This is a genomic window from Phycicoccus duodecadis (assembly GCF_002846495.1).
Classification (GTDB): domain Bacteria; phylum Actinomycetota; class Actinomycetes; order Actinomycetales; family Dermatophilaceae; genus Phycicoccus; species Phycicoccus duodecadis.
Genome location: NZ_PJNE01000001.1, coordinates 2,587,663 through 2,612,957 on the forward strand (window position 1 = coordinate 2,587,663; position 25,295 = coordinate 2,612,957).

Genomic DNA, 25,295 nt, shown 5'->3' on the forward strand with positions numbered 1-25,295 from the left:
ACCCCATGCGCGTCCCCGTCCTCGTCACCACCGGCCTCCTCGCCGCGGCCCTCGCCGGCTGCGCCGACCCGGCCGCCTCGGGCATCGCCACCGCCTCCCCCTCGCCCTCCGCGGGCACGCCGTCCACCCTCCCCTCCCCCAGCGGGCCCGGGCCTACGTCGCAGCCCACGATCCCGCCGCCGGCCGAGGACGGCATCCCGGCGGACCTCGACGAGGACCCGCGCGTGCAGGCCGCCCTGGCCGACGCCAGGGGCCGCGCCGGCGTGGTCCCCACGGAGGTCCTGGTCGCGGGCTACCGCACGGTCACCTGGGACGACGGCTCGCTGGGATGCCCGGTCAAGGGCCAGGCCTACACCCAGGCCCGCGTCGAGGGCGAGATCCTCCTGCTGCGCGCCGGCCAGCGGGTCATGTCGTACCACTCGGGGCGCGGTGGCCCGTTCGCTTACTGCGCCACGCCGAGCGGCGCGTTCTCGCCCCGCTCCTGAGCGGCGCCTTCCGCCGCGTCCCGGACGTGACAGGACCGGGCCATCTCATACGTGGCCCGGTCCTCCGCAAGCCTAGGCACGGGTGGGGGGACGCCCGGCGAGCGACACGCGGCGACCCGGTGAACTCGGGGTGCCGCTCCGGATCAGCGCGGCGGGTCGGTCGAGATGCCGGGCAGCAGGGTCTCCCCGGCCCGCAGGGCGTCCAGCGCCGCCGGGTCGATGGACTCGATGTGGCTCAGCCCCTTGCGCCGGTAGCGCACCAGCTGCACGACCCCGAGGCCCCAGAACAGGAACTGCACCGACATCGCGAGGCGGAAGTCGTCGCGGGTGTACTCGGACGGGCCGCCCGGCGCGAGGCGGTCCAGGACCACCCCGATGAGGGCGATGCACAGCAGCGAGGCGGTGAACCCGCCGACGTTGACCACTCCGGTCGCGCGCCCCAGGTGGGTCGGGGGGTGGAAGGTGCGGGCCAGGTCGAAGCCCACCATCGACCCGGGGCCCCCGACCGCGGTGACGACGGCCAGGACGACCAGCAGCCAGAGCGGGGCCGGCCCGGGCCAGAGCAGCGTGACGGCCCAGGTGACGGCGATGACCGCGACGATGCCGAGCACCAGCTGCGAGCGGCGGTACGGCAGCCGCGCGGTGAAGGTGGCGATCACCGGGCCGGCCGCCATGGCCGTGAGGGTCATCGCGACCAGGACCAGCGAGGCCGTGCGCGGCGACACCCCCTCGCTCACCAGGAACGGGTAGCCCCAGAGCATCGTGAAGACGGTGGCCCCGAACTGCGAGGTGAAGTGCACCCAGAGCCCGAGCCGGGTGCCGGGGTTGCCCCAGACCTCGCCGAGGGTGCGGGCCAGGGCCCGCACCTTGATGCGCTCGACCGCCTCGCCCCGGTACGGGCTGTCCTTGACGACCAGGACGAGGGCGACGCCGAGGACCACCCCGAGGCCGGCCGCGGTGGCGTACGAGCGGGTCCATCCGAACGCGGCGAGGGCGGCGGCCAGCGGGGTGGCGGCCGCCACCGCGCCGAGCTGGCCGACCATCCCGCTCAGCTGGGTGATGAAGGGGGCCTGCTTCACCCGGAACCACAGGGCGACGAGGCGCAGCAACGAGGTGAAGACCATCGCGTCGCCGGCGCCCAGCAGCACCCGCGCGGCCAGCCCGACCTCGAAGGTGCCCGCGACGGCGAACCAGAACTGCCCGGCGGTCATCAGCACCAGGCCGGTGAGCATCAGGCGCTTGGAACCGAAGCGGTCGAGCAGCACGCCCACGGGGATCTGCATGGCGGCGTAGACCGCGAGCTGGACCACGGTGAAGGTCGACAGCTGGGCGGCGCTGATGTGGAACCGCTCGGCCGCCAGCAGCCCGGCCACCCCGAGCGAGGTGCGGTGGAAGACGGCCAGCACGTACACGGAGAGGCCGACGGCCCAGATGGCCCAGGCGCGGCGCCGGCCGATGTTGTGCACCTGGCGGAGCACGGGGCGGGTCACGCCCCCGATTCTAGGAGCGCCGCCGAGAACGGGCCGCACGCTTCCGAGGCGCGGTGCCCGAGCTCGCCCACGGACCCTCGCGCCGACGGGGCCGCGCCCCTAGGAGCCGACCGGGAGGCGCTGCTCGGCCACGCCGTTGCCGCCGTCGACGACCAGCACCTGGCCCGTGACGTACGCGGCCCCCGGGCTCGCGAGGAACGCGACGGCCGCGGCCACCTCGGCCGCGATGCCCGAGCGCCCCGCCGGGACCAGCAGCCCCTCGGCCTCCTCGGACGGCGTCTGGGACCCGGTGGCGATCCAGCCGGGGGCGACGGCGTTGGCGGTCACCCCGGCCGCCGCCTCGTCGACGGCCAGCGCCCGGGCCAGGCCCACGAGGGCGGCCTTCGCGGTCGTGTACGCGACGTCGGCCCGCAAGGCCATCACGGGCCCGGCCGTCGACGAGACCATCACGACCCGCCCGGACCCGCTCGCCCGCAGGTGCGGCAGCGCCGCCCGGGTGACCAGGTAGGCGGTGTCGAGGTTGCGGGCCAGCGAGGCGGCCCAGCGTTCCGGTGGCGTGCCGAGGAGGTCGCCCTCGAGGTAGTCGCCGCCGCCGGCCACCGACACCATCCCGGCGTTGTTGACCAGGACGTCGACGCCGCCGCCGAGGGCGAGCGCGGCCTCGACGGTCGCCGCCGCCCCCGCCTCGGTGGTGAGGTCGGCCACCACCCCGACGGCCCGGTGCCCGGAGCCGGTCAACGAGGCGGCGCGCTCGTGGACGCGGTCGGTCGTGGCCCCGATGACGACGGCCGCGCCACACTCGGCCAGCAGTCGCGCGCAGGCGAACCCGATGCCCGATGGTGAGCCCGCGCCGGTGACGACCGCCGTCCGCCCGGTGAGGTCGAACGCGGCCGGAAGGGCCGGCGGCACGGTCAGCCGACCGCGTCGGCCAGCGACTCCTCGAGGACGTCCATCGCCTCGTGGAGCAGGTCGTCGCCGATCGAGAGCGGCGGCAGGAAGCGGAAGACGTTGCCGTAGGTGCCGCAGGTGAGGGTGACGACCCCCCGCTGGTGACAGCCGGCGTTGACGGCGGCCGTGAGAGCGGCGGCCGGCTCCTTGGTGGCGGGGTCGGTGACGAGCTCCATGGCCATCATCGCGCCGCGTCCGCGCACGTCGCCGATCTGGGCGTAGCGCTCCGCCAGCGAGCCGAGCCGCTCGCCGAGGATCTTGCCGATGTCGCGCGCCCGGCCGGCCAGGTCGTCGGCCTCCATGGACTCGATCGAGGCCAGCGCGGCGGCGCACGCCACGGGGTTGCCACCGTAGGTACCGCCGAGGCCGCCACCGTGCACGGCATCCATGATCTCGGCGCGACCGGTGACGGCGGCCAGCGGCATCCCGCCGGCGATCCCCTTGGCCGTGGTGACCAGGTCGGGGACGACGCCCTCGTGGTCGCACGCGAACCAGTCGCCGGTGCGGCAGAAGCCCGACTGCACCTCGTCGGCGACCAGCAGGATGCCGTGCTCGCGGCACCAGTCGGCCAGGCCGGGCAGGAAGCCCTCGGGCGGGACGATAAACCCGCCCTCGCCCTGCACCGGCTCGATGACGACGGCAGCGGTGTTCTCCTCGCCGACCTGCGCGTGGATCATCGACGTGACGGTGGCCAGCGCCTCCTCGGCGCACCGCTGCGCGCCGCCGGGCCAGCGGTAGGGGTAGGCCATCGGCACGCGGTAGATCTCGGGGGCGAACGGACCGAAGCGGTGCTTGTAGGGCATGTTCTTCGCCGTCATGCCCATGGTGAGGTTGGTACGGCCGTGGTAGGCGTGCTCGAAGACCACGACGGCCTGGCGCCCGGTGGCGTGGCGGGCGATCTTGACGGCGTTCTCGACGGCTTCGGCGCCCGAGTTGAACAGCGCCGAGCGCTTCTCGTGGCTCCCGGGCGTCAGGGCGTTCAGCTTCTCGCAGACCCCGAGGTAGGGCTCGTAGGGCGTGACCATGAAGCAGGTGTGGGTGAACCGCGCGATCTGCTCGGTGACGGCGTCGACGACGCGCTGGTTGCCGTTGCCGACCGTGGTGACCGCGATGCCCGAGCCGAGGTCGATGAGCTGGTTGCCGTCGACGTCGCGGATGATGCCCCCCGCGCCCTCGGTGACGTAGACCGGCAGCCCGGTGCCGACCCCCGACGCGACCGCCGCCTGCTTGCGGGCCTGCAGCTCCTGGGAGCGCGGGCCCGGGATCGACGTGGCCAGGATGCGCTGCTGCTCGATCATGGCGGCATCATATCCGTGGCGTGCGCGGCGTGAACCCACGGAATCCGTCGTCTCGACCGATACCCGCCGGGGTTCCGTCACAATGGGGGGACGATCGGACGCGTGCCCCGGGCCCACCCGGGTGGCACCGTGCCGGAAGACCGCCGAGGACAGGAACCCGTGATGCCCGCAGAGCCCGCTCCCCCGACAACGCGAAAGGCGCCCGGGAGCTGCGTGCAGGGGGTTCGCAGCTCCCGAGCGCCGGCTCGGGGACAGGCGATCGCCGCGGCGATCGGGCCCGTCACGAGTAATGTACATGGTCCGCGCCGCCGCCCGGCGCAGAATCGGGGATTGTCGATCGTGTTCTGTGCAGGAGTGTCATGAGGCTGCTGCTGGTCGAGGACGAGCGCCCGCTCGCCGCGGCGCTCGACGAAGCGCTGCGCGAGGCCAACTGGGTCGTCGACCACACCGACGACGGACGCGAGGGACTGCGCAAGGGGCTGGCGTCGCAGTACGACGTGATCGTGCTCGACATTATGCTCCCCGGGCTCAACGGCTATGACGTGCTCAAGCACCTGCGCGAGAACCGCATCTGGACACCGGTTCTCATGCTCACGGCCAAGGACGGCGAGTACGACCAGACCGACGCCTTCGAGCTCGGAGCCGACGACTACGTCACCAAGCCGTTCAGCACCCCCGTGCTGCTGGCGCGCGTCCAGGCCCTGGCCCGGCGCGGCGCCCCCGAGCGCCCGGTGGCCCTCACGGCCGGCGGCCTGAGCCTGGACCCCACGACGCGCCGCGTGACCCGCGAGGGCCGTGAGATCCAACTCACAGCCCGCGAGTACTCGTTGCTGCACCACCTGATGCGCCGAGCCGGCCAGGTGCAGAGCAAGGCCGAGATCCTCGAGAACGTCTGGGACTCCGACTACCCCGGGGCCGACAACGTCGTCGAGGTCTACATCGGTTACCTGCGGCGCAAGATCGACACCCCCTTCGACACCCGCGTCATCGAGACGGTGCGGGGGATGGGCTACCGGCTCAACCCGGTCCCGGCTTCGCCGGCAGTCTGACGGCGAAGCGGCACCAGCCCTCGGGGCTCTCGGTCGCCTCCACCCGGCCGTCGTGGGCGGCGACGACCTCGGCGACGATCGCCAGGCCGAGGCCCGTGCCGCCGGTCCCGCGGGTGCGGGAGTCGTCGAGCCGGACGAAGCGCCCGAACACGCGGTCGCGGTCCTCGGGGGCGATGGGCGGGCCGTCGTTGTCGACGGTGACGAGCGCGTGCCCGCCCTCGCGCGACAGCTCGACCCGCACCAGGGTGTCGCGGTGCCGCTCGGCGTTCTCGAGCAGGTTGCGCAGCACCCGCCCCAGTCGCGCCTGGTCGCCGTCGACGCGCACCGGCTCGACCGAGACCCGGATGGGCATGCCGCGGGCCCGCAGCGCCCCGGCCTCGGCCAGCACGACGTCGTCGAGGTCGACCTCGGTCCGGCGCAGCACCATGGCGTGCTCGTCGGCCGACGCCAGGGTGAGCAGGTCGTCGACGAGCAGCGCCAGCCGGTCGACCTCGGCCGAGGCCCGCGCCGACACCGAGCGGCGCTCGGGCTCGGACCGGTCCTCGGCGAGGCGGTCGAGCAGCACCCGGATGGTCGCGAGCGGGCTGCGCAGCTCGTGGCCGGCATCCGCGACGAAGGCCCGGCGCGAGGTGTCGGCGCGCTTCATCCGGTCGAGCAGGTTGTTCATGGTCTCGGCCAGCCGGGTCAGCTCGTCGCGCCCCGCGGGGATCGACAGCGTCCCGCCGGCGGTCCCGGTGGCGGCGATGGCCTCGACCTGGTCGCGCATCTTCTCGACCGGCCGCAGGGCCTGGCCGGCCGCGAAGGTGGTGACGGCCGCCAGCAGCGCGACCAGCCCGACCGCGCCGATGGCCGCGAACTCGGTCGACTGCCCCAGCGCGGTGGCCTCGACGCGGGTCGGGACCCCCACCATCACGGTGTAGTGGCGGGTGTCGGTCGACACCCCGTCGGCCGCCGCGACCACCCAGGAGCCGTCGGGCTGGCCCGGCACGGAGCGGACCGTCGAGATGCGGATGGCGCCCGGGTCGACCCGCGGCGACACCAGGGCGCGCCGGGCCGGGGCTCCGCGCGTGGCCACCACCGCCCCGGTCACGGGGTCGACGATCTGGACGATGCGGTTGGGGTCGTCGGAGGCGTGGGCGGTCAGCAGGTCGTCGACCCCGTGCACGCCGAGGTCGGCCTGGAGCTCGGCCGCCTCGGCCCGGGCGACGTCCCGCGCCGAGGCCTCGAGGACCTGTCCGAGGGCGACGTAGACGATGCCGGCCAGGGCAGCGCTGACCAGGACGACGATGGGCAGGGTCAGCGCGAGGATGCGGCTCCGCAACCCCAGCCGCCCACGCATGCGCCGAGTCTAGGCCGGGAAGACGGAGCGCACCGCGGCCATGTCGTCGCCGCCGTGCCCGGCCTCCGACGCCTCGGCGAAGAGGGAGCGCACGGCATCCAGCAGGACGGTGGGCACCCCGGCCGGGCCGGCGGCCTCGACCATCAGCCCGACGTCCTTGACGACACCGTCGACGGTGAAGGAGGGGGCCCAGTCCTGCTCGAGCATGGCCCCGCCCTTGACCTTCGCGTAGGGGGCGAAGACAGGGCCGCCGTCGATGGCCTCCAGGAAGAGCCGCGGGTCGACCCCGAGCGCCCCCGCGAGCGCGAGCGACTGGGCCGTGCCGGCCGTGAGCAGGGCGACCCAGGCGTTGCAGGCGAGCTTGAGCGCACTGGCGGCGCCGACCTCGTCGCCGGCGACCACGGTGCGCGACCCGATGGCGGCCAGGACCGGGGCGACCCGCTCGCGAAGGGCCGGCGGGCCGGACAGGAGGACCACGAGGGCGCCCTGCTCGGCGGGGGCGCGGGTCCCCAGCACGGGGGCGTCCAGGACCCGGTCGCCCCCGGCCTCGGCCACCCGGCGGGTGCCGTCGACCCCCACGGTGCCGCACTGCAGCCACACGGCGTCGGGGGCGGCGGCCAGCGCGTCGCGCCCCACCTCGAGCGTCGCGTCGGCGTCGAACAGCATGGTCACCACGACGTCGGCGTCGCCGACCGCGGCGGCCACCGACTCCGCGACGCGGATGCCGTCGCCCGCCAGCGGGGCGGCCCGCTCGGGCGTGCGGTTCCACGCCGTGACCTCGTGGCCGGCGCGTACCAGCGACCGCGCCATCCCGCTGCCCATGATCCCCGTGCCCAGCACCGCGACCCGCACGTCGCTCTCCTCGTCGTCGACCGGTGGGTCGCCGTCCGGCGACCCACCGGCCACGATGCCACCCGGGCGGCGGGCGGAGGCGCCCGGGTGGCAGAGGCGCCGCGGCGCCGTCCCGACCCCTCAGCCGGTGTGGTGCACCTCCTGGAGGCGGTGGACCGGGGTCTCGAGACCCTCGTAGCGCGCCTTGAGCTGGAGCGCCAGGTAGAGCGAGTAGTGCCGCGACTGGTGCAGGTTGCCGCCGTGCATCCACAGGTTCTCGACCTGCGTCGGCTTCCACATGTTGCGCTGCTCGCCCTCCCACGGGCCGGGGTCCTTCGGGGTGTCGGAGCCCAGACCCCACACCTTGCCGAGCCGGTCGGCGGTCTCCTGGTCGACCAGGTCGGCGACCCAGCCGTTCATCGAGTTGTAGCCGGTGGCGAAGACGACCAGGTCGGCCGGCAGCTCGGTGCCGTCGTCGAGCACCACCGCGTCCTCGGTGAGGCGCACCACCTGGCCGTGGGCGAGCTTCACGTCGCCGTTGGCCACGAGGTCGGCGGCACCGACATCGATGTAGTAGCCCGAGCCGCGGCGCAGGTACTTCATGAACAGCCCCGAGCCGTCGGAGCCCCAGTCGTGCCAGAACCCGGCCCGCTCGAGCCGGTCGTAGAAGTCCTTGTCGACCTCGGCCATCTTCTCGTAGGCGGGGATCTGGAACTCGTGCAGGATCCGGTACGGCAGCGACGCGAAGATGAGGTCGGCCTTCTCGGTCGTCACCCCCGCGTCGAGCGCCCGCTCGGAGTAGAGGTCGCCGAGGCCGTACTCCATCAGGCTGCCCGAGCGCACGATGTGGGTCGAGCTGCGCTGCACCATCGTCACGTCGACGTCGTTCTCCCATAGGGCTCCACAGATGTCGAAGGCGCTGTTGTTGCTGCCGATGACCACCGCCTTCCTGCCGCGGTACGCGTCCGGCCCGGGGTGGCGCGACGAGTGGTGCACGTCGCCGCGGAAGATGTCGATGCCCTCGACCTCGGGCATCCGCGCCTTGCCCGACATCCCGGTGGCGAAGACCAGCTGGGTCGGGCGCAGGGTCAGCGGCCGCCCCTCGCGCTCGACCTCGACGGTCCACTCCCCCGCCTCCTCCGACCACGTCGCGGAGGTGGCCACGGTGTCGGACCAGTACGGCACCTCCATGACCTTGACGTACGACTCGAGCCAGTCGCCGATCTTGTCCTTGGGCGCGAACACCGGCCAGTTGTCGGGGAACTTCAGGTACGGCAGGTGGTCGTACCAGACGGGGTCGTGCAGGCAGAGGGACTTGTAGCGGCCTCGCCACTGGTCGCCGGGGCGAAGGTGCTTGTCGATGACCAGGCTCGGCACGCCGAGCTGGCGCAACCGCGCGCCGAGGGCGATGCCGCCCTGCCCGCCCCCGATGACGAGCACGTACGGCTGGGTCGTGGAGCCCAGCGACTCGGCCTCGGCCTGGCGCTGCTCCTTCCAGGTCGTGCGTGACTTCGTGGCGCCGTGCTCGGCGCCCGGGGGCCGGCGGGTGCGGCGGGGCTCCTCGTGGCCCTTCAGCTCGTCGAGGGTGGTGAGCAGCGTCCAGGCGCGGTCCTGCCCGTCCTCCTGGACGAGGCGCAGCAGCCCGGTCCCGCGGCCGACGGCCGTCTCGAAGGTGAACCAGGCGGTCACCACCCCACCGTCCTCGGTGGCGGGCTCACTGGTGGCGAAGGCCGACGGCGCGGTCCGCTCGAGGGTCGCGGTCAAGAGGTCGCGCACGCCCTCGGGGTCCTCGACGGTCGTGAGGTTCCAGGTGAACGAGACCAGGTCGCGCCAGAAGCTGGTGGCGGCGAACATCCCGCCGGCGCGGTCGACGTCGCCCGCGGTCAGGGCGTCCTCGAACCCGGCCAGCCAGGCGTCGGCGCGCGACGCGGCCGTGCCCTCCTCGGTCTGCGAGCGCTCCAGGGTGTCGGTCATGCTGCTCCTTCCGGCCCGCCGGGTCCTCGTCGACCCGGGCACCCCGTCAGGACACCCCGCGCGGGGGTCGGCGGGGAAGGGTTGCAGCCGGTTGCAGCCCGAGCGGCGCGCGGACCCGGGGGCTAGCCTGACCCCAGTCGTCCCGCGGCCACCATCCGGGACGGGAGGAGTCGAGGATGACGCCGTTCGCGGGCAGTGCCGTGGTGCCGGGCACCGACCTCGGTCAGCACGCCCGTGCCCTGCGCCGGGTGCACGACGCCGTGATGGGGGGTGCCGCGCCCCAGGTACCGGTCCGCCCCCTCGTCTCGCGCTCGTGGAGCCGGGTCCTCGGGTTCGGGCTGGACCCCACCCACGCGAACGCCCGCGACCCGCTGCCCTGGGCCGAGGTCGAGCGCCGCCGTCGCCACTCGCCGCTGGCCCTGGTCGTCGACGAGCTGCGCACCGTGCTGACGTCGGTGGCCGACGCCTCACGCTTCATCGTGGTGGTCACCGACGCCGACGGCGTCATCCTGTGGCGCGAGGGGTCGGCGGGGGTCCTGCGCACCGCCGACACCCTGGGCTTCTCCGAGGGCGCCACCTGGACCGAGGACCACGTGGGCACCAACGCCATCGGCACCGCGCTCGCGGAACAGGCTCCGGTGCAGCTGTTCTCGGCCGAGCACTTCGAGGAGGGGCAGCACCCCTGGTACTGCACCGCCTCCCCCATCCACGACCCGCGCACCGGCGCGCTGCTGGGCGTGGTCGACGTCAGCGGCCCGGCGCTGACGCTGCATCCGGCCCTCATCGCCCTGGTCGAGACCGCCACCCGGCTCGCCGAGGCCCGGCTCTGGCGCCACCACGAGCAGGCGTTGCACCGGCTGCGGCGCTCGGCCGAGCACGTGCTGGCCACCACCACCGGGCCGGTGCTGCTGGTCGACGACGACGGCTGGGTCGCGCACTACAGCGGGGTGCTGGTGCGCGACCGCATCGCGGCGCCACGGGCCGACCGGGCCCTGACCGTGCCGGGGATGGGGCTCTGCGTCCCCGAGCGGCTGGGCTCCGGCTGGCTGGTGCGACCGGGCGCCGCGGCGGGTGAGCTGACCGCCCGGCTGTCCACGGTCGGGCGCGAGGCGGTGCTCGAGGTGTCGGCGGCCGACGGGCCCGGCTGGCGCGCCTCCCTGACCCCACGGCACGCCGCGCTGCTGCGTTTGCTGGCCGGCGCCGGACCCGAGGGGCTGTCGGCGGCCGCGCTCAGCCGGGCGCTGTTCGGCGACGACGAGCACCGGGTCACCGTGCGGGCCGAGGTGAGCCGGCTGCGCCGCGTGGTGGGGGCACTCGTCGACACCACGCCGTACCGGGTGGCCGACGGGGTGCGCCTGACCTGCGCGGACTGACGGCCGTCGGTGCCACCTCCTAGTCTGGCGACACCGACCGAGAGGGTGCCGCCACCGTGACCACGCACCGCCCGCCGACCGTCCACCCCGCCGACGCCCACGACCTCATCCGGGTGCGCGGCGCTCGTGAGAACACGCTGCGCGACATCGACCTCGACCTGCCCAAGCGCCGGCTCACGGTCTTCACCGGCGTGTCGGGGTCCGGCAAGAGCTCGCTGGTGTTCGCCACGCTGGCCGCCGAGTCGCAGCGGATGATCAACGAGACCTACAGCGCCTTCCTCCAGGGCTTCATGCCGAGCCTGGCCCGGCCCGACGTCGACCGGCTCGAGGGGCTCACGACGGCGATCATCGTGGACCAGGAGCGCATGGGGGCCAACCCGCGCTCCACGGTGGGCACCGCCACCGACGCCAACGCGATGCTGCGCATCCTGTTCAGCCGTCTCGGCGAACCGCACATCGGCCCGCCCACCGCGTTCGCGTTCAACGTACCCACGCGGGTCGCCAGCGGGGTGATGAAGACCGACAAGGGCGGGCGCGAGGAGAGGACCGTCGTCCGGGGCGCGGTCTACCAGGGTGGGATGTGCCCGCGGTGCGAGGGCATGGGCGCCGTCAACGACATCGACCTCACCGCGGTCTACGACGGGTCGCGCTCGCTGGCCGAGGGCGCCCTGCTGGTGCCGGGCTACAGCATGGACGGCTGGTACGGGCGCATCTTCGGCGGGGCCGGGCTGCCGATGGACGTGCCGGTGGCCGACTTCACCGCGCGCCAGCTCGACAAGCTGCTGTACGGGGCCGCCGAGAAGATCCGCGTCGACGGCGTCAACCTCACCTACGAGGGCGTCGTGCCGCGGATGCAGAGGTCGATGCTCTCCAAGGACCTCGAGGCGATGCAGCCGCACGTCCGCCGGTTCGTCGAGCGGGCGGTCACGTTCACCGCGTGCCCCGACTGCGGCGGCACGCGGCTGTCGGCCGAGGCACGCTCGTCGACCATCCGGGGGCGGAGCATCGCCGACCTGTGCGCGCTGCAGATCACCGACCTCGCCGCCTGGGTGCGCGAGCTCGACGAGCCGTCGGTGGCACCGCTGCTGGCCGGCCTGCGGCACCTGCTCGACTCGTTCACCGAGATCGGCCTCGGCTACCTCTCGCTCGACCGCCCGGCCGGCACGCTCTCGGGCGGGGAGGCGCAGCGCACCAAGATGATCCGCCACCTCGGGTCCTCGCTGACGGACGTCACCTACGTCTTCGACGAGCCGACCATCGGGCTGCATCCGCACGACATCGAGCGGATGAACCGGCTCCTGCTCCAGCTGCGTGACAAGGGCAACACCGTGCTGGTCGTCGAGCACAAGCCCGAGACCATCGCCATCGCCGACCACGTGGTCGACCTCGGTCCCGGCGCGGGGTCCGACGGCGGCACCGTCTGCTACCAGGGCACCGTCGAGGGGCTGCGGGCCAGCGACACCGTCACGGGGCGCCACCTCGACGACCGCGCGCGGCTCAAGGAGACGGTGCGGCGCCCCACCGGCACCCTCGAGGTCCGCGGGGCGTCGACGCACAACCTCCGCTCGGTCGACGTCGACCTCCCGCTGGGGGTCCTGTGCGTGGTCACGGGTGTGGCCGGGTCGGGCAAGTCGTCGCTGGTGCACGGCTCCGTGGCGCGGCGCGAGGGGGTCGTCGTGGTCGACCAGAGCGCCATCAAGGGTTCGCGGCGCAGCAACCCCGCCACCTACACCGGGCTGCTCGAGCCGATCCGCAAGGCGTTCGCCAAGGCCAACGGGGTCAAGCCGGCGCTGTTCAGCTCGAACTCCGAGGGGGCCTGCCCCGCGTGCAACGGGGCCGGCGTCATCGTCACCGAGCTCGGCATCATGGCCACCGTCGAGTCCACCTGCGAGGAGTGCGAAGGTCGCCGCTTCCAGGCCTCGGTGCTCGAGCACACCCTCGGCGGCCGCAACATCGCCGAGGTGCTGGCGATGTCGGTGACCGAGGCGGCCGAGTTCCTCGGTGCGGGCCGGGCGCGGACCCCGGCGGCGCACGGCGTCCTGATGCGGCTGGCCGACGTCGGCCTGGGCTACGTCCGGCTCGGCCAGCCGCTCACGACCCTGTCCGGCGGCGAGCGGCAGCGGCTCAAGCTGGCAACCCAGATGGCCGAGAAGGGGGAGATCTACGTGCTCGACGAGCCCACCACCGGGCTCCACCTGGCCGACGTGGCGAACCTCCTGGGCCTGCTCGACCGGCTGGTCGACGCGGGCCGGTCCGTCATCGTCATCGAGCACCACCAGGCCGTGATGGCGCACGCCGACTGGATCGTGGACCTCGGCCCGGGGGCCGGGCACGACGGCGGCCGGGTCGTGTTCGAGGGCACCCCGGCCGCGCTGGTGGCCGCCCGCTCGACGCTGACCGGCGAGCACCTCGCCGCGTACGTCGGGGCCTGAGGTCGGTTCAGGCGCGGAGCCGGCCCCCGGCGCGCAGCACAGTCGCGCGCGCCACGGCATCGATGGAGTCGACGACCAGCGGGTCCTCGACGCCGAGCTCGGCGCGCAGCACCGACAGCTCGGTGCAGCCGAGCGCCACGGCCTCGGCGCCCTTCCCGACCAGGTGCGCGACCAGGGCGTCGAAGCGCTCGCGTGGCACGGGGCGCCCGGCCTTCACGCCGTCGTAGATGACGCTCATCACCTCGCGCTGCACCTCGGGGTCGGGCACCACCAGCTCGACGTCGGCCCCCTGCGCCGAGCGGGCGTAGGTACCGGCCGAGAGCGTCCCGTCGGTGGCGAGCACCCCCAGTCGCGCGAGGCCGGGCACGGCGACCCGGGCGGCGGCCACGGTCTCGTCGACGGTGTCGAGGACCTCGATCCCCACCGCGGCCCGCATCGCGTCGACCCAGACCAGCGCGGTGTTGCACGGGATCGCGACGAAGGTGGCGCCCGCGCGCTCCAGGGCCTGGACGTCAGCGACCAGCGCCGGCTCGGGGCTCTCGTTCTCGCCGCGCAGGAACCCGGTGCGGTCGGGGATGGAGCCGTGCTGCCAGACGAGGAGGTCGACGTGGTCCTGGTCGCGGTCGGCGTCGGTGAGCTCGACCACGCGGCGCAGGAAGTGCACCGTGGCGGCCGGGCCCAGACCGCCCAGGACCCCACCGGGCGCCCCGGGCACGGGCGGCCCGGGGTGGGTGCCGGCCGGCTCGAGGGGGTGGGGGGCAGGCTCGGCGGTCATCGGCGGTCCGTGAAGTACTGGCGGAACTTCCGCACGTGGTTGAGGTGGTAGATCGCGTTGTACGCCCGCCGCTGCAGGGTGAGGTCGGGGCCGTAGACGTTGGGGTCGCTGGCCCGGCCGGCCTTGATGAGCCCCAGCGCCTTCGCGCGCAGCGCCGGGTCGAGGACGTAGCGGCGGATGACCGAGCGCGGCACGAACGCGAACAGGTGCTCGCCGCGCGCGATGGTCAGGCCCTCCATCGGCTCGTGGCGCACCCAGTCGCGCACGTACCACTCGGTGACGTTGTGGCCGCCGGCCGTCACGTAGAAGTTCGAGCGCCCGAGCCGGACGTTGATCTCGAAGAACTTGTAGGTGCCGTCGCGACGGTCGTACTTGAGGTCGAAGTTCGAGAACCCCACGTAGCCGATGTGCTCGAGGAAGCGCCGTGCGTGCTCGATGACCTCGTCGGCCTCGGTGTTGACGATGACGCACGGGTTGCCGATGGCCAGCGGGTGGTGCTCCTCGAGCAGCACGTGCCCGACCGAGCCGAAGCGGACCTTGCCCTCACGGTCGGAGTAGCAGGTGAGCACCCGCATGTTGGTGTCGTCGCCCGGGATGAACTCCTGGAGGAGCATGGCGCCGTCGTACGTGGAGGCGCGGACCTGGCGCAGCGTCAGCGCGAGGTCGGCCTCGGACTCACAGATGTAGACCTTCTTCTTGCCCTCGACGCTCGCGTAGTGGAAGCGCGAGCTGTCGGCGGGCTTGGCCACCAGCGGGTAGCCGAACGGCAGGTCGCGCTCCTCGCCGGCGTCGGTCGACATGTCGACGACGACGGTGGCGGGGTGCGGCACGCCGACCTCGTCGAGGATGCCGTAGAAGACGTCCTTACGCACGATGCGCTCGAGCAGGCCCATGTCGATGTACGGGATGGTGAACCACTGCGCCAGGTGGTCCTTGTGCTCGACGACGATCTCGACGTACCAGTCGCCGGTGGCGATCAGCAGCAGCGGCGGCTTGTCGGGGCCGCCGTGCTCGCGCCCGACTCGCTCGAGGGTGCGGAGGAGCACCGCCTCGTCGCCGAAGTCCTCGACGAACTCGTGCTCGCACAGGCGCGAGAGGCCGACGGGGCCGCCCTTGGTCATGTTCAGCACGAGGGGCCGCACGCCGTAGGCCTCGTGGAAGCTGCGCACGAGGGTGTAGGCGGTGATGTCGCCGCCGAGGATCACCGGTCGGACGTCGGCAGCGGGGACGGCAGGGGGCACGCGGGATCCTTCGGGGGTGGGGACGGGGCTCGGTCCATGCTCCCAGATGCCCGGCCCCGCGCGCCCGCCCCGCGGCGGCGCGCGGCGGGTGGGGCCCGGGTCTCACCGGGTGTGTCCCTCTTCCCGGGCTCCACCCACTCCGGGCGTCGACGAGGGTGCCGGCATGGCTCGACGAGGTCTTCGGGTCGTGGCACGGCGAAGCCGGGGACCACGTGACGTCCGGGTGCAGGGTCAGTCGTGATGCGCCAGCCGGACCAGGACGTGAGCACGATTCGAGTGGGGTCCACCGCCACGGCAACGAAGGCAGCTTGGAGACCGTCGGGAGGGTTGATCCGCCATGCGGTCGAGGCGTCGACTGCTCCCAGCGATGCTGCCGCCACGTAGCCGCCCTCGGTCAGTTCCAGCTCGATCCTGCTGCCTGGTCTTGCGTCGGTCACCAGCCCATGCTGATCCCATCGCGTCCGGCGTCCTGGTCGGCTCGAAGCGCGGCTACTTGTTTCATTGACGCAGGATCGGTGCCCGCGCAGGCTCGGTCCAGGTGTCGGGGTTGGTCGCTCTCAATTGCGGCTGTCCTTCCTTCGGGTCGTGACTCTCACATGGCATGCGCCGCCCCGGCACCGCAGGGCCGGAGAGGCTGAAGAAGGGACTGTGCTGCCGGAAGTAGCGGTGCCCTCCGTGCTCGACCAATCACTGGTTCGACGACAGGAGCAGGCACCGTGGACGGAGCAACGACAGCGGGCGTGGTGATCGGGATGGACCCGCACAAACGCAGCGTGACGATCGAGGTGATGACCGCCGATGAGAGCATCGTGCACCGCGGCCGCTACGCCACCGACGAGGCCGGGTTCACCGCGCTGCTCGAGCACGCCGAGCAATGGCCACAGCGGGTGTGGGCGGTCGAGGGGTGCAACGGCATCGGCCGGCACGTCGCGACCCGCCTGGTCGCTGCCGGCGAGCAGGTGGTGGACGTGCCGCCGAAGTTGTCGGCGCGGGTGCGGACCTTCGCCACGGGGCAGGGCCGCAAGACCGACGCCACCGACGCGCACTCGGTGGCGCTGGTCGGTACTCGGATGTCCGGGTTGCGCCCGGTCGTGGCTGACGCGGACCGTGATGTGTTGCGGATCCTGGTCGACCGCCGCCGCTCCATCGGGGAGGAGCACACCTACAAGATCAACCAGCTGCATGCGCTTCTGCTGGAACTGGTTCCCGGCGGCGCCAAGCGCGACCTGTCCGCCGCTCAGGCCCGCAAGATCCTCACCGGGGTGCGGCCGCGGGACGTGGTGGGCAAGACCCGTAAGCGGGTCGCGACCGAGCTCGTCGCCGACCTCGAGCGGCTGTACGCCCGCAAGAAGGCCGCGAACAAGGAGCTGACCGTGCTGCTGCGCGCCACCGGCACGACCCTGACCGACCTGCACGGCATCGGGCCCTCCGGGGCCGCTCGGCTGCTCGTCGAGGTCGGCGACATCACCCGCTTCCCTGACAAGGGCCACTTCGCGTCCTGGACCGGTACCGCGCCCATCGACGCCTCCTCCGGCGACAACGTGCGCCACCGCCTCAGCCGCGGCGGGAACCGCAAGATCAACCGGGTCCTCCACATCATGGCCGTGGTCCAGCTGCGCAACGCCACCGAGGGCAGGGCCTACTACGACCGCAAAGTCGCCGCCGGCAAGACCCCCAACGAGGCGATGCGATGCCTGAAACGACGGCTGTCAGACCTGGTGTATCGGGCACTGCTTGACGACCTCAGCCGCGGCGCGGCGACGGGCCCGGGAGGACACACGGGCAACGGCTCTGACTCCAGCGCGACCGGCTCACAACCCGACACCGGCTCTTCGGACAAGTCACTTCCCGGACCCGCCACCACCAAGCCTACGACCGGCATCCCCAAGGCGTCTTGACACAGAAGGGAGCCATGAGCGGTTCTTTGCCACCCGGCAGGGCCACATCGTCCCAGCGTCCCGCTCACGCTCACGGGCGATGCGGAAGACTAGACCGCGGATCCACCGCATCGCGGCAGAAGTCGTCGAGGCGGAAGACCGGCCACCCGCGGGCGGCGTACAGGCGGTTCGCCAGTCGGGACTTCCCGGAGCCGCTCAGACCGGCGAGGACGACGACGCGCCGGCGGTCCGCGGGAGGGGGCAGCCCGAGGTCCTTGCCGTCAGCCGGTCCGTCCACGGGTGGCGAATCTAGGTGGGGTCCGGGCGGTCAAGGAGCGCGACCAGCTTCCTCGGGGCCAGGACGCAGTACGACTCGACGACGAGCTCGGCGACCTCGTCCCAGTCGGTGGCGGCGTCGAGCGTGAGACCCATCGCGTCGCGGCCCCAGCCGAGGACGTGGAAGGGCGGGCCCGCGTGTCGCAGCGCCTCGAGCTCCTCGCCCGCGGCGCGGAAGGTCATGACCACATGGGCGCCGTCGACGGGGTCGTCGACCCCGAGGACGTGCACGAAGGTCCGCTTGCGCACCCGCCACCGGGTGCCGACCCAGGCATGCTCCTCGTAGGCGTCCGGGAGGGCGAGGCACAGTCGGCGCAGGCGCCGCTCAACGTCGGCGGGGACGTCGTCGGTGAGGCGGCGGGCGGGCGCGGCGGCCATCGGCGCAGGCTACGCCGCCCCACCGACAGCCGGGTCGGACCTCGGGGCCGGCAAACGCGACGCCATCCATTGGCACATTGATCGCGGCAAGTCCTGTAGCCGCTTACGCGATGCCAGCGCGCTTAGCCGGGCGCGTCCTGACCAGTGATGGCTCCCGGGGTGTGCCTATGCACGAACAGGTTAACGACGAGTAGGAGAAGTCCGAGCTGTGGGATGAGGAACAGCAGCAGGAACCACCACAGGGGCTTGATGCTGATCCAGGGCCGCATCCAGCCGCCGGACACGTGCCTGGCGTAGAGCGCGACCGCGGTCGCCAGGACCAGGAAGATCGCCACGCTGACCCAGTTGATGCGAAAACCCAGTTCGACATCCACGCAGCGAGGCTACATAGAGCGCATCGCGCGCAGTGGACATCTGAGGCTCGGCGAACACCCGCAACTCGGCACGATCGGCGGCAGTTCCGCGTGGTTGCTCTCCGCTCAGTGGCGGGGCGTTCTGAGCAGCTCGATGGTGCAGGTGGGGCCTGCCGCGTGAGCGAGTCGTCGGTCGCCGGTGAGCAGCGTCGCGTCCAGCGCCTCGGCCAGGGCGACGTACGCGGCGTCGTAGGTGGTCAGGTTGTCCCGCAGCTCCCAACACCTGGGTAACAACACCAGGTGCGCGGCGCGGTGCATCGGCAGCGCTGCAAGGTCGGTCATGGCCAGCTCGGCCCGGCGGTTGTCGAGCATCCCCACCCGGTTCTGACGACGCAGCACCGAGGCGACCTCGAGGTCGACGAGCTCGGGCGCGGCCAGCGTCTCCCCTCGAAGGCGGGCGCGAGCGGCATCCCCGTCCGGGCCGTCATCGGCCAACGCGACCGCAAGCACGCTGGCGTCAACGATGAGCACGATCCCCCTGCACGGTCTTGACCGCCTCCGCCAACGGCACCGAGCCGCCCGATCGGCCGCCGGCCCGGTCGAGGACCTCCTCCACGGTGGGCTGGCTGGCCTCGGCGATCAGCCGGGAGCGTAGGTACTCCTGCAGCGACTGGTGCGCGGCGGCAGCCCGTTGGCGCAACACCGCGTGGGTGCTCTCCGGGACGTCCTTGATCTGAACACTGGGCATGGCGCCATTATGGCGCCAAGAGCACCGAACCACAACCGTCCGACCATCGGCACGATCGCCGGCACGTGCGAACGGTCGATGCGAGGATGCGCCCATGGACAGAGCGGCGCTCATCGGTGCCTTACAGCGCGCTACGCCGGCGTCTCTGGCGTGTACAGCAGCGCTCGAAGAGGGGGCTGACTTCGAGGTGTCAGACGGCACCACGGCCACTGTGGATCTCATCACGATCTACAGCCGACGTGCCAAGCACGTAGCTGCGGTCGGCTTGGAACATGGCGGATTTGATCGAGCTCTCTCTGACCTCAGCGCCTGCCCAGCGGACGCCGTCAGGCTCGGCCATGTCACGGACCGCGCCGGGCAGCGTCACTATCAACTCTTCCTAACCCCCGACGCGGACGACGTAGTCGCGTGCCTCTGGGTACACCACGAGCCGTGACTTCATTTCACAACACGAAGACATTTCGCCACGCTCACTCTCCGCGGCAGATGCGCGAACGCCGCCCACTCCCGTCGCGTCCGTCGATCGCTCGCTGAACGCTAGGCGCTGAGCATCCACGCGACAATCGCCACGACGCCAGCCGCGGCGAAGATCCCTGCACCGGCACGGAGCCCCTGACGGGTCGGCCGAATGAACGGATCGGACTTAGAGGTACGACTGCTGACGAACCGCTCCACCGCGAAGCCCAATGCCGCCAGGAGGATCGCTGCGAAGACCAAGACGTCGGTCATTCATGGCTCCTGTAGTCGCGCTTCTCGGGTCGGCGTCATTCCCAAGGGTATGCAGCCCACGAACGCTTCCCCTCATCGGCAGATCCGGTAGAGGCGTCTGGCCGGGTCGGGAGCGTCAACAGGCACACACCCGGTCAGTCCGGGGCGGGGACCCCGTCGGCGCGCCCCAGGGTGCCGTTGGGGTCGAACAGGTCGTAGACGCGCGGCGCCCACAGCAGCTGCCCGCGCGAGAGCTCGGGCGGCCCCAGCCGCCGCAGCCGCCCGGGGGGCCGCTCCTCGCCGAGACGCCCGGCAGCGGGCCGCCCACGGCGCCGCCAGCGCACGGCCGTCCCGCGCATCGGCGCCCGGGGACGGGGCACGTGCACGCGGCCGCGCGAGGGACCGGCGTCGCCGTACCAGGCGTCGAGCGCGTCGGCCGAACGCGCCATCAGGTCCCAGACCTCGTCGGGGTCGTCGGGCACGTCGTCGGGGTCCAGGCCCACGTGCTCGCCCACCAGCTCACGGCGCAGGCGCAGCGCGAAGGCGTCGCGCGGGGCCCGGCCACCGTCGCGCGCGACCCGCTCGTCCTGCACCGTGCACGAGAGCTCGGAGTCGTTCGTCCACGAGCGGCGGTTGAAGTTGTCCGAGCCCACGCTGGCCCACCGGTCGTCGATGATGCACACCTTGGAGTGCACGTACACCGGGTAGCCGGCCGGGCTGGTCAGCCCGAACAGCGCCACCCGGTCGGGGGCCGCCTCGAGCAGCACGTCCATCGCCAGCTTGCGCCCGTACAGCTGCGCCGGCAGCGACACGCTGCCGTCGACATCCGGGTGGATGGGGATGACCGCGATCATCCGCAGCTCGGGGTTGCGGGCCAGCGCCTCGCCGAAGTGTCGACCGACCTCCTCCGACCACAGGTACTGGTCCTCGAGGTAGAGCAGCCGCTGCGCGCCCGCGAGCGCCTTGCCGTTGCCCAGGGCCACGCTGCGCTCGCCGTGGGGCGCGAAGTCGAAGCCCGACGTCAGCAGGTCGGGGTAGGTCCGCAGCACCTGCACGGCCTCGTGCCCGCCCTCGACCGCCGGCGGGGGCGGGGTCTGCTCGGGGATGGGCCGCGCGGCGAGGTCCTCGCGCTGGAGCAGGCTGGAGGCGATCCGGCCCGGGTTCGACGTGAGCGGGGTGGTGTCGTCCCACCGCTCCCGGAAGCAGGTCTCGACGTCGTACACCGCCGGCCCCTGGATGGCGCAGTGCACGTCGTGCCAGGCGGGGCGGGGGCCGAAGACCTCGGGCATCACGATCGGCTGGGGGTCCCCCTCGTGCTCGGCAGTGTCGCGGCGGCTGTGGCAGAGGTCGATGCCGCCCACGAACGCGATGTCGCGCGCGGGGTCGTCGCCGTGCCGCAGCACCACGAACTTCTGGTGGTGGGAGCCGCCCGGCGCCACCCGCATGTCGCGCAGGCACTGCCCCCCGGCCTCGTCGATCTCGATGCCGAGCAGGCGCGACTTCTCGGAGTGGAAGCCGAAGCGCCGCCAGTGCGAGCGCCACAGCAGGCCCCGCACGACCACCCCGCGCCGGGCGGCGTCGCTCAGCACCGCCGAGAGGGTGGCCCGGGGGTCGTCGGTGAGCCGCTCGTCCGGGTCGCCACGCCAGTCGGCGAAGAGCACCAGGTCGCCGGGCCCCATGCCGCCGATGCGCTCGTGCAGCTCGGCGAAGTACGGCGCGCCGTGGACCAGCGGGCGCACGCGGTTGCCGGTGCTCCACGCGACGTCGTCGGGGTGGTGGGCGTCGACCCGGGTGTGCGGGTTCTCGCGCTCCGAAGGACGGAGGAAGAGGTGATCGAGCATCGGGCCCGTCCTGTCATGGGCGCGCGCAGGGTGGCGCGACCGGACTTCGCAACCTACCGACGGGGCGGCATCGGGCTCAATACGATGCCGCCATGGGGATCCGGGTCGTGCTCGCCGAGGACAACGCCCTGCTGCGACGGGGTCTGTCGGCCCTGCTGTCCGAGCACCCCGACGTCGACGCGGTGCACGAGGCCCACGACCACGACTCCCTCGTCGCGCTGGTCGAGGAGGTCGGGCCCGACGTCGTCCTCGCCGACATCCGGATGCCGCCCACGCACACCGACGAGGGCATCCGGGCGGCGAACACGTTCCGCCGCACCCACCCCGGGCTCGGGGTGGTGGTGCTCTCGCAGCACGCCGACGCCGAGCGCGCGCTGGCCCTGGTGAGTGGTGGCAGCACCCACCGCGGGTACCTGCTCAAGGAGCGCGTCAGCGACGTCGACCAGGTGGTGGCGGCGCTGCACGCCGTGCGCCGTGGTGAGAGCGTCATCGACGCGCACGTGGTCGACGCCCTGATGAGCCACCGGATGCGGTTCGCCGAGAGCCCGGTCGCCCGGCTGACCGCCCGCGAGCGCGAGGTGCTGGCCCGGGTGGCCACCGGAGCCTCCAACTCCGCGGTCGCCGAGCACCTGCACGTCACGTCGCGTGCGGTCGAGAAGCACATCAACTCGATCTTCGCCAAGCTCGACCTCCCGCCCGGCGACTCCACGCACCGCCGGGTCGCCGCCGTCCTGATGTACCTCGGCGACGTGCGCGGACCCGGGGGCCAGGGCCCGTCCGCGCGGGTCTGAGGATGCCGCCCCGCCGCCCTTGCGCGACCGACCCGGGCCCGCTCTCGCCCCGCGACGGCGCGGAACGGGTGCGCACCTCCCTCGTGGTCTACGCCGCGGTCATCTGGGTGACGGCGGCCGCCCTCGTCGTGCTCGACCGGGCGGTCGGGCCGCTGCCGTCGGTGCGGGCCTGCATCGCACTCCTCGTCGGGGGCGGGCTGGTCTACGCCGCGGCCTTCGGGCTGGTGCGGGTCGGGCGGGTGCGCACCGCGGCGCTGCTGGCGCTCGTCGGGACGTGGGTGATGGCCGTCGGGTTCGTGTGGGTGGCGCCGTACACGACGCCCATCTCGATCCTGGTGCTGCACGTCCCCTCCCTGCTCATCACCGGCGCCTTCTCGCTGCGCGCCCGCGGGGGCATCCTGCTGACCACCGTGGCGCTCACCGGCCTCCTGGTTGGACTCGGTGAGGCGCGCCGGGAGGGCTCCGCGGTCGAGGTCGCGCTGATGCCGTACCTGCCGCTGCTGACGGCCGCGTTCACCACCGTCGTGGCCGTGCTGTTGGTCGTCGGCATCCGCGACCACATGCAGCGGCTGGCGCGGCGGACCGCCGACCTGCGGGCCTCGCAGCGGCGGCTGGCCCTGGTCAGCCTGGAGACCCGCCGCGAGATCGAGCGCGACCTGCACGACGGGGCCCAGCAGCGCCTGACCACCCTGGCGGTCGACCTCGGCCGCGTCCAGCGGCTGTGGGACGACGACCCCGAACGGGCCCGCGCGATCGTGGCGGGGATGAGCGCGCAGCTCCAGGAGGCCATCCAGGAGCTGCGCGACCTGGCGCACGGCATCTACCCGGCGCTCCTGGGCGAGCAGGGCCTGGCGGGCGCGCTGCCGGCCGTGGCACGGCGCACCACGCTGCCGTGTGTGGTCGACCTGCGGCTGGCGCGGCGACACTCCCCCACCGTCGAGGGTGCGGTCTACTTCTGCTGCCTCGAGGCCGTGCACAACGCGGACCGGCACTCCGGCGGCGGCCGCGTCACCGTCGAGGTGCGCGATGACGACGGGCCTTCCGGCGCGGACCTGTGGTTCCGGGTGCACGACGACGGGGCGGGCTTCCTCGTGGGCGAACGCGGCAGCAGCCACGGGCTCACCGGGATGCGCGACCGCATCCAGTCAGCCGGTGGGGAGCTCGAGGTCGAGTCGTCGCCGGGGTCCGGGACCAGCGTCGTCGGGCGCTTCAGGGCCGATCGCGAGGCGGACGCCGCACCGCCCGGCTGAGGACGTCGCGGCCTCGCGCGCCGCGCCCGACCGCGCGCGGCGGGCGAGGTGGTGCTCACACCAGCACCGGCAGGGGAGGTCGCCGTAGTGACGTCGGCCCCCTCCCCCGGAGACGATGTAGGGGAGGGGTGGCCGTCGCAGGGGACAGGTCAGCCCGACCCGGGTGAGCACCACCACCCGCACCGCGACGGACCCGACACGACGACCCGTGGGGTCCGTCGCGGCGTGTCGTGGGGGTGTCTCCGGAGGCGGCCCCGCGGGCCGGCCGGGGCTGCTCAGATGGCGAAGTAGGCGATGAGGACCGCGAACAGCAGCGGCACCCCGAAGACCACGTCGAGCACGTGGAACGGCACCCAGAACAGGTGCGTCACCTTCCAGCCGTAGTCGGCGTCGGGCCACTCCGGGGGCACCCATCGGCGGGCCCGCCACAGGCGCTGGCCCACGAGCAGCAGCGCGTAGACCACGACCGCCACCCACCAGCCGTCGATCGTGCCGGTGGTCTCCCTCACCGGGGCGTCACCGGCTCGGAGCGGCGGCGGGTCGCGGAGGGGCTCACGCCTGACCGATCGACCCCAGCAGCTCCGTGAACCACGGGGTCTGCGGGTCGAAGGCCTTGCCACCCTTGATCCGCGGGAACTCCACGGCGCGCAGCTCGTCGCCGCGCTCCTCGTCGTGGCCGACGACGCCTGACTCCCCGCGCAGGGCCGCGTCGACGGCGAGGTCGGTGCACTCCTTGATCAGGGCCAGATCGCGGTCGTTGGCGGGGCCCGAGCGCGAGAAGTAGCCGGACTTCTGCACCATCGTCTTCTCGGCGCCGAGGACCTTCGCGAACTGCTTGGCGAACCAGGCGCCGGGGTTGACCTTGTCGAGCTGCACGTGGCCGAACGGGTCGCGGGGCACCTCTTGGCCGGCGGCCTCGAGCTCGGCGACGACCTCCGAGACGCCGGCACCCTCGGAGAGGAAGATGTTGACGCAGCCGATCTCGTCCATCACGGCCCTGAGGCGCTCGCCCTCGCCCTTGATGTCGATGGGCAGCTCGGGCACGAACACGGCGTGCACGTCCCACCCGCGCGGGTCGTTGCCGAGGGCCGGGGCGTACTCCTGCTCGCCCACCCAGCGGTGGTACTCGGCGGCGGTGGCGGCGGTCAGCCACCCGCAGTTGCGACCCATGACCTCGTGCACGACGAGCATCCGCGGATTCGAGGTGTGCTCGGCCACGATGTTCTGCGCGAAGCGGCTGCCCTGCTCGGCGGCGGTCCACGCGCCGAGGCTCTGGCGGATGGGCACGACGTCGTTGTCGATGGTCTTCGGGAGACCGACGACGGTGAGCTCGTAGCCGTTCTCGTGCAGGAACGCGGCCAGGTCGGCGGCGGTGGTGTTGGTGTCGTCGCCGCCGATGGTGTGCAGGACGTCGACGCCGTCGGCCGTCAGCTGCTCGGCCGCGACGTGCAGCGGATCCTGGCCCTCCTGCACGAGGCCGCGCCTGACGCAGTCGGCGACGTTGGTGAGCTTGACGCGGCTGTTGCCGATGGGGCTGCCGCCGAAGCGGTGCAGCAGGTGGGCCTGCGCGCGCGCCTCGGGGGTGATCTCGAGGTACTCCCCCTTCAGCAGGCCCGCATAGCCGCCCGTGTAGGCGATGATCCGCACGTCGGGGGCGACCTCGGTCCAGCGCTCGATGAGCCCACCGACGGCCGAGGACAGGCACGGGGCCAGGCCACCGGCGGTGAGCATGGCGACGGTGCGGACGGTCATGGGTCGGGCTCCTTCGTGGGCGGGCG

The 25,295-nt window shown here is 73.0% G+C and carries 24 protein-coding genes; 8 read left to right on the forward strand and 16 right to left on the reverse strand.

Annotated features, from left to right (window positions below):
- The first annotated feature begins 5 nt into the window (after positions 1–5).
- Positions 6–485 carry a hypothetical protein gene (locus ATL31_RS12060; protein ID WP_101395983.1) on the forward strand — a complete coding sequence of 160 codons (480 nt, stop codon included), beginning with the start codon at positions 6–8 and terminating at the stop codon, positions 483–485.
- Between the two features lie 143 nt (positions 486–628).
- Here the strand turns inward: ATL31_RS12060 and ATL31_RS12065 are convergent, their stop codons facing one another.
- The 3 genes from ATL31_RS12065 to gabT form a co-directional block, all read right to left on the reverse strand.
- A complete protein-coding gene (locus tag ATL31_RS12065) occupies positions 629–1,975 on the reverse strand; it encodes an MFS transporter (RefSeq protein ID WP_101395984.1) in 1,347 nt (448 codons plus the stop codon).
- 99 nt (positions 1,976–2,074) lie between these two features.
- Positions 2,075–2,884, reverse strand: a complete 810-nt coding sequence (locus ATL31_RS12070) for an SDR family NAD(P)-dependent oxidoreductase (protein ID WP_101395985.1) — start codon at positions 2,882–2,884, stop codon at positions 2,075–2,077.
- A gap of 2 nt (positions 2,885–2,886) precedes the next feature.
- Positions 2,887–4,221, reverse strand: coding sequence for a 4-aminobutyrate--2-oxoglutarate transaminase (gene gabT / locus ATL31_RS12075; RefSeq protein ID WP_101395986.1), 1,335 nt, complete (start codon positions 4,219–4,221; stop codon positions 2,887–2,889).
- 359 nt (positions 4,222–4,580) lie between these two features.
- Between gabT and ATL31_RS12080 the strand changes: the two genes are divergently transcribed.
- Entirely contained in the window at positions 4,581–5,270 is a 690-nt protein-coding gene (locus ATL31_RS12080; RefSeq protein ID WP_101395987.1) for a response regulator transcription factor, read from the forward strand.
- Here the strand turns inward: ATL31_RS12080 and ATL31_RS12085 are convergent.
- The 3 genes from ATL31_RS12085 to ATL31_RS12095 form a co-directional block, all read right to left on the reverse strand.
- A complete protein-coding gene (locus ATL31_RS12085; RefSeq protein ID WP_101395988.1) occupies positions 5,239–6,609 on the reverse strand; it encodes a sensor histidine kinase in 1,371 nt (456 codons plus the stop codon). The two genes, ATL31_RS12080 and ATL31_RS12085, sit on opposite strands and share 32 nt — an antisense overlap.
- 9 nt (positions 6,610–6,618) lie before the next feature.
- Positions 6,619–7,515, reverse strand: a complete 897-nt coding sequence (locus ATL31_RS12090) for an NAD(P)-dependent oxidoreductase (protein WP_245862372.1) — start codon at positions 7,513–7,515, stop codon at positions 6,619–6,621.
- Positions 7,516–7,581: 66 nt separating this feature from the next.
- On the reverse strand, positions 7,582–9,414 hold the full coding sequence (locus tag ATL31_RS12095; protein ID WP_101395989.1) for a flavin-containing monooxygenase: 1,833 nt from the start codon (positions 9,412–9,414) through the stop codon (positions 7,582–7,584).
- 176 nt (positions 9,415–9,590) lie between these two features.
- Here ATL31_RS12095 and ATL31_RS12100 point away from each other — a divergent pair, with 176 nt between their 5' ends.
- Both ATL31_RS12100 and ATL31_RS12105 read left to right on the forward strand, forming a co-directional pair.
- Complete coding sequence (locus tag ATL31_RS12100) at positions 9,591–10,787, forward strand: GAF domain-containing protein (RefSeq protein ID WP_101395990.1); 1,197 nt, start codon at positions 9,591–9,593, stop codon at positions 10,785–10,787.
- 56 nt (positions 10,788–10,843) lie between these two features.
- The gene (locus ATL31_RS12105) at positions 10,844–13,219 is read left to right on the forward strand and encodes an ATP-binding cassette domain-containing protein (protein ID WP_101395991.1); all 2,376 of its coding nucleotides are present in this window, start codon (positions 10,844–10,846) and stop codon (positions 13,217–13,219) included.
- 7 nt (positions 13,220–13,226) lie between these two features.
- Here ATL31_RS12105 and cuyB read toward each other — a convergent pair whose 3' ends face one another.
- Both cuyB and ATL31_RS12115 read right to left on the reverse strand, forming a co-directional pair.
- Positions 13,227–13,994 (reverse strand): cysteate racemase, encoded by a 768-nt coding sequence (cuyB, locus tag ATL31_RS12110; protein WP_245862385.1) that lies wholly within the window; start codon positions 13,992–13,994, stop codon positions 13,227–13,229.
- Positions 13,991–15,235: a carboxylate--amine ligase gene (locus ATL31_RS12115; RefSeq protein WP_101395992.1), complete on the reverse strand. Its 1,245-nt coding sequence runs from the start codon at positions 15,233–15,235 to the stop codon at positions 13,991–13,993. Before ATL31_RS12115 ends, cuyB begins: the two co-directional genes overlap by 4 nt.
- Before the next feature lie 788 nt (positions 15,236–16,023).
- Between ATL31_RS12115 and ATL31_RS12120 the strand changes: the two genes are divergently transcribed.
- A complete protein-coding gene (locus tag ATL31_RS12120) occupies positions 16,024–17,133 on the forward strand; it encodes an IS110 family RNA-guided transposase (RefSeq protein WP_245862018.1) in 1,110 nt (369 codons plus the stop codon).
- Between the two features lie 288 nt (positions 17,134–17,421).
- Here the strand turns inward: ATL31_RS12120 and ATL31_RS12130 are convergent, their stop codons facing one another.
- The 4 genes from ATL31_RS12130 to ATL31_RS12145 all read right to left on the reverse strand — a co-directional run bounded on the left by ATL31_RS12130 (position 17,422) and on the right by ATL31_RS12145 (position 18,927).
- On the reverse strand, positions 17,422–17,826 hold the full coding sequence (locus ATL31_RS12130) for an MmcQ/YjbR family DNA-binding protein (protein ID WP_101395993.1): 405 nt from the start codon (positions 17,824–17,826) through the stop codon (positions 17,422–17,424).
- A 122-nt stretch (positions 17,827–17,948) separates the two neighbouring features.
- On the reverse strand, positions 17,949–18,200 hold the full coding sequence (locus tag ATL31_RS12135; RefSeq protein WP_101395994.1) for a hypothetical protein: 252 nt from the start codon (positions 18,198–18,200) through the stop codon (positions 17,949–17,951).
- A gap of 105 nt (positions 18,201–18,305) precedes the next feature.
- Positions 18,306–18,710 carry a type II toxin-antitoxin system VapC family toxin gene (locus tag ATL31_RS12140; protein WP_101395995.1) on the reverse strand — a complete coding sequence of 135 codons (405 nt, stop codon included), beginning with the start codon at positions 18,708–18,710 and terminating at the stop codon, positions 18,306–18,308.
- Positions 18,697–18,927: a FitA-like ribbon-helix-helix domain-containing protein gene (locus ATL31_RS12145; protein WP_101395996.1), complete on the reverse strand. Its 231-nt coding sequence runs from the start codon at positions 18,925–18,927 to the stop codon at positions 18,697–18,699. Before ATL31_RS12145 ends, ATL31_RS12140 begins: the two co-directional genes overlap by 14 nt.
- A gap of 94 nt (positions 18,928–19,021) precedes the next feature.
- Here ATL31_RS12145 and ATL31_RS12150 point away from each other — a divergent pair, with 94 nt between their 5' ends.
- Complete coding sequence (locus ATL31_RS12150) at positions 19,022–19,363, forward strand: hypothetical protein (RefSeq protein WP_101395997.1); 342 nt, start codon at positions 19,022–19,024, stop codon at positions 19,361–19,363.
- A gap of 101 nt (positions 19,364–19,464) precedes the next feature.
- Here ATL31_RS12150 and ATL31_RS12155 read toward each other — a convergent pair whose 3' ends face one another.
- Positions 19,465–19,656, reverse strand: a complete 192-nt coding sequence (locus tag ATL31_RS12155) for a hypothetical protein (RefSeq protein ID WP_101395998.1) — start codon at positions 19,654–19,656, stop codon at positions 19,465–19,467.
- 134 nt (positions 19,657–19,790) lie between these two features.
- A complete protein-coding gene (locus ATL31_RS12160; RefSeq protein ID WP_101395999.1) occupies positions 19,791–21,476 on the reverse strand; it encodes a phospholipase D family protein in 1,686 nt (561 codons plus the stop codon).
- Between the two features lie 92 nt (positions 21,477–21,568).
- Here ATL31_RS12160 and ATL31_RS12165 point away from each other — a divergent pair, with 92 nt between their 5' ends.
- Together ATL31_RS12165 and ATL31_RS17125 are read left to right on the forward strand one after the other, a co-directional pair.
- Complete coding sequence (locus ATL31_RS12165; RefSeq protein WP_101396000.1) at positions 21,569–22,267, forward strand: response regulator transcription factor; 699 nt, start codon at positions 21,569–21,571, stop codon at positions 22,265–22,267.
- 68 nt (positions 22,268–22,335) lie between these two features.
- Positions 22,336–23,517 (forward strand): histidine kinase, encoded by a 1,182-nt coding sequence (locus ATL31_RS17125; protein ID WP_158239847.1) that lies wholly within the window; start codon positions 22,336–22,338, stop codon positions 23,515–23,517.
- A 275-nt stretch (positions 23,518–23,792) separates the two neighbouring features.
- Here the strand turns inward: ATL31_RS17125 and ATL31_RS12175 are convergent, their stop codons facing one another.
- Positions 23,793–24,026 carry a hypothetical protein gene (locus tag ATL31_RS12175; protein ID WP_101396002.1) on the reverse strand — a complete coding sequence of 78 codons (234 nt, stop codon included), beginning with the start codon at positions 24,024–24,026 and terminating at the stop codon, positions 23,793–23,795.
- Positions 24,027–24,069: 43 nt separating this feature from the next.
- On the reverse strand, positions 24,070–25,269 hold the full coding sequence (locus ATL31_RS12180; protein ID WP_101396003.1) for a pyrophosphate--fructose-6-phosphate 1-phosphotransferase: 1,200 nt from the start codon (positions 25,267–25,269) through the stop codon (positions 24,070–24,072).
- Positions 25,270–25,295: the final 26 nt, after the last annotated feature.

Coding starts and splice junctions, on each gene's coding strand:
- ATL31_RS12060 (WP_101395983.1), top strand. CDS start 6: ATGCGCGTCCCCGTCCTCGTCACCACCGGCCTCCTCGCCGCGGCCCTC.
- ATL31_RS12120 (WP_245862018.1), top strand. CDS start 16,024: ATGACCGCCGATGAGAGCATCGTGCACCGCGGCCGCTACGCCACCGAC.
- ATL31_RS12180 (WP_101396003.1), bottom strand. CDS start 25,269: ATGACCGTCCGCACCGTCGCCATGCTCACCGCCGGTGGCCTGGCCCCG.
- ATL31_RS12085 (WP_101395988.1), bottom strand. CDS start 6,609: ATGCGTGGGCGGCTGGGGTTGCGGAGCCGCATCCTCGCGCTGACCCTG.
- ATL31_RS12145 (WP_101395996.1), bottom strand. CDS start 18,927: ATGCCCAGTGTTCAGATCAAGGACGTCCCGGAGAGCACCCACGCGGTG.
- ATL31_RS12130 (WP_101395993.1), bottom strand. CDS start 17,826: ATGGCCGCCGCGCCCGCCCGCCGCCTCACCGACGACGTCCCCGCCGAC.
- ATL31_RS12095 (WP_101395989.1), bottom strand. CDS start 9,414: ATGACCGACACCCTGGAGCGCTCGCAGACCGAGGAGGGCACGGCCGCG.
- ATL31_RS12160 (WP_101395999.1), bottom strand. CDS start 21,476: ATGCTCGATCACCTCTTCCTCCGTCCTTCGGAGCGCGAGAACCCGCAC.
- ATL31_RS12080 (WP_101395987.1), top strand. CDS start 4,581: ATGAGGCTGCTGCTGGTCGAGGACGAGCGCCCGCTCGCCGCGGCGCTC.
- ATL31_RS12100 (WP_101395990.1), top strand. CDS start 9,591: ATGACGCCGTTCGCGGGCAGTGCCGTGGTGCCGGGCACCGACCTCGGT.
- ATL31_RS12150 (WP_101395997.1), top strand. CDS start 19,022: ATGGACAGAGCGGCGCTCATCGGTGCCTTACAGCGCGCTACGCCGGCG.
- ATL31_RS12165 (WP_101396000.1), top strand. CDS start 21,569: ATGGGGATCCGGGTCGTGCTCGCCGAGGACAACGCCCTGCTGCGACGG.
- gabT (WP_101395986.1), bottom strand. CDS start 4,221: ATGATCGAGCAGCAGCGCATCCTGGCCACGTCGATCCCGGGCCCGCGC.
- ATL31_RS12155 (WP_101395998.1), bottom strand. CDS start 19,656: ATGACCGACGTCTTGGTCTTCGCAGCGATCCTCCTGGCGGCATTGGGC.
- cuyB (WP_245862385.1), bottom strand. CDS start 13,994: ATGACCGCCGAGCCTGCCCCCCACCCCCTCGAGCCGGCCGGCACCCAC.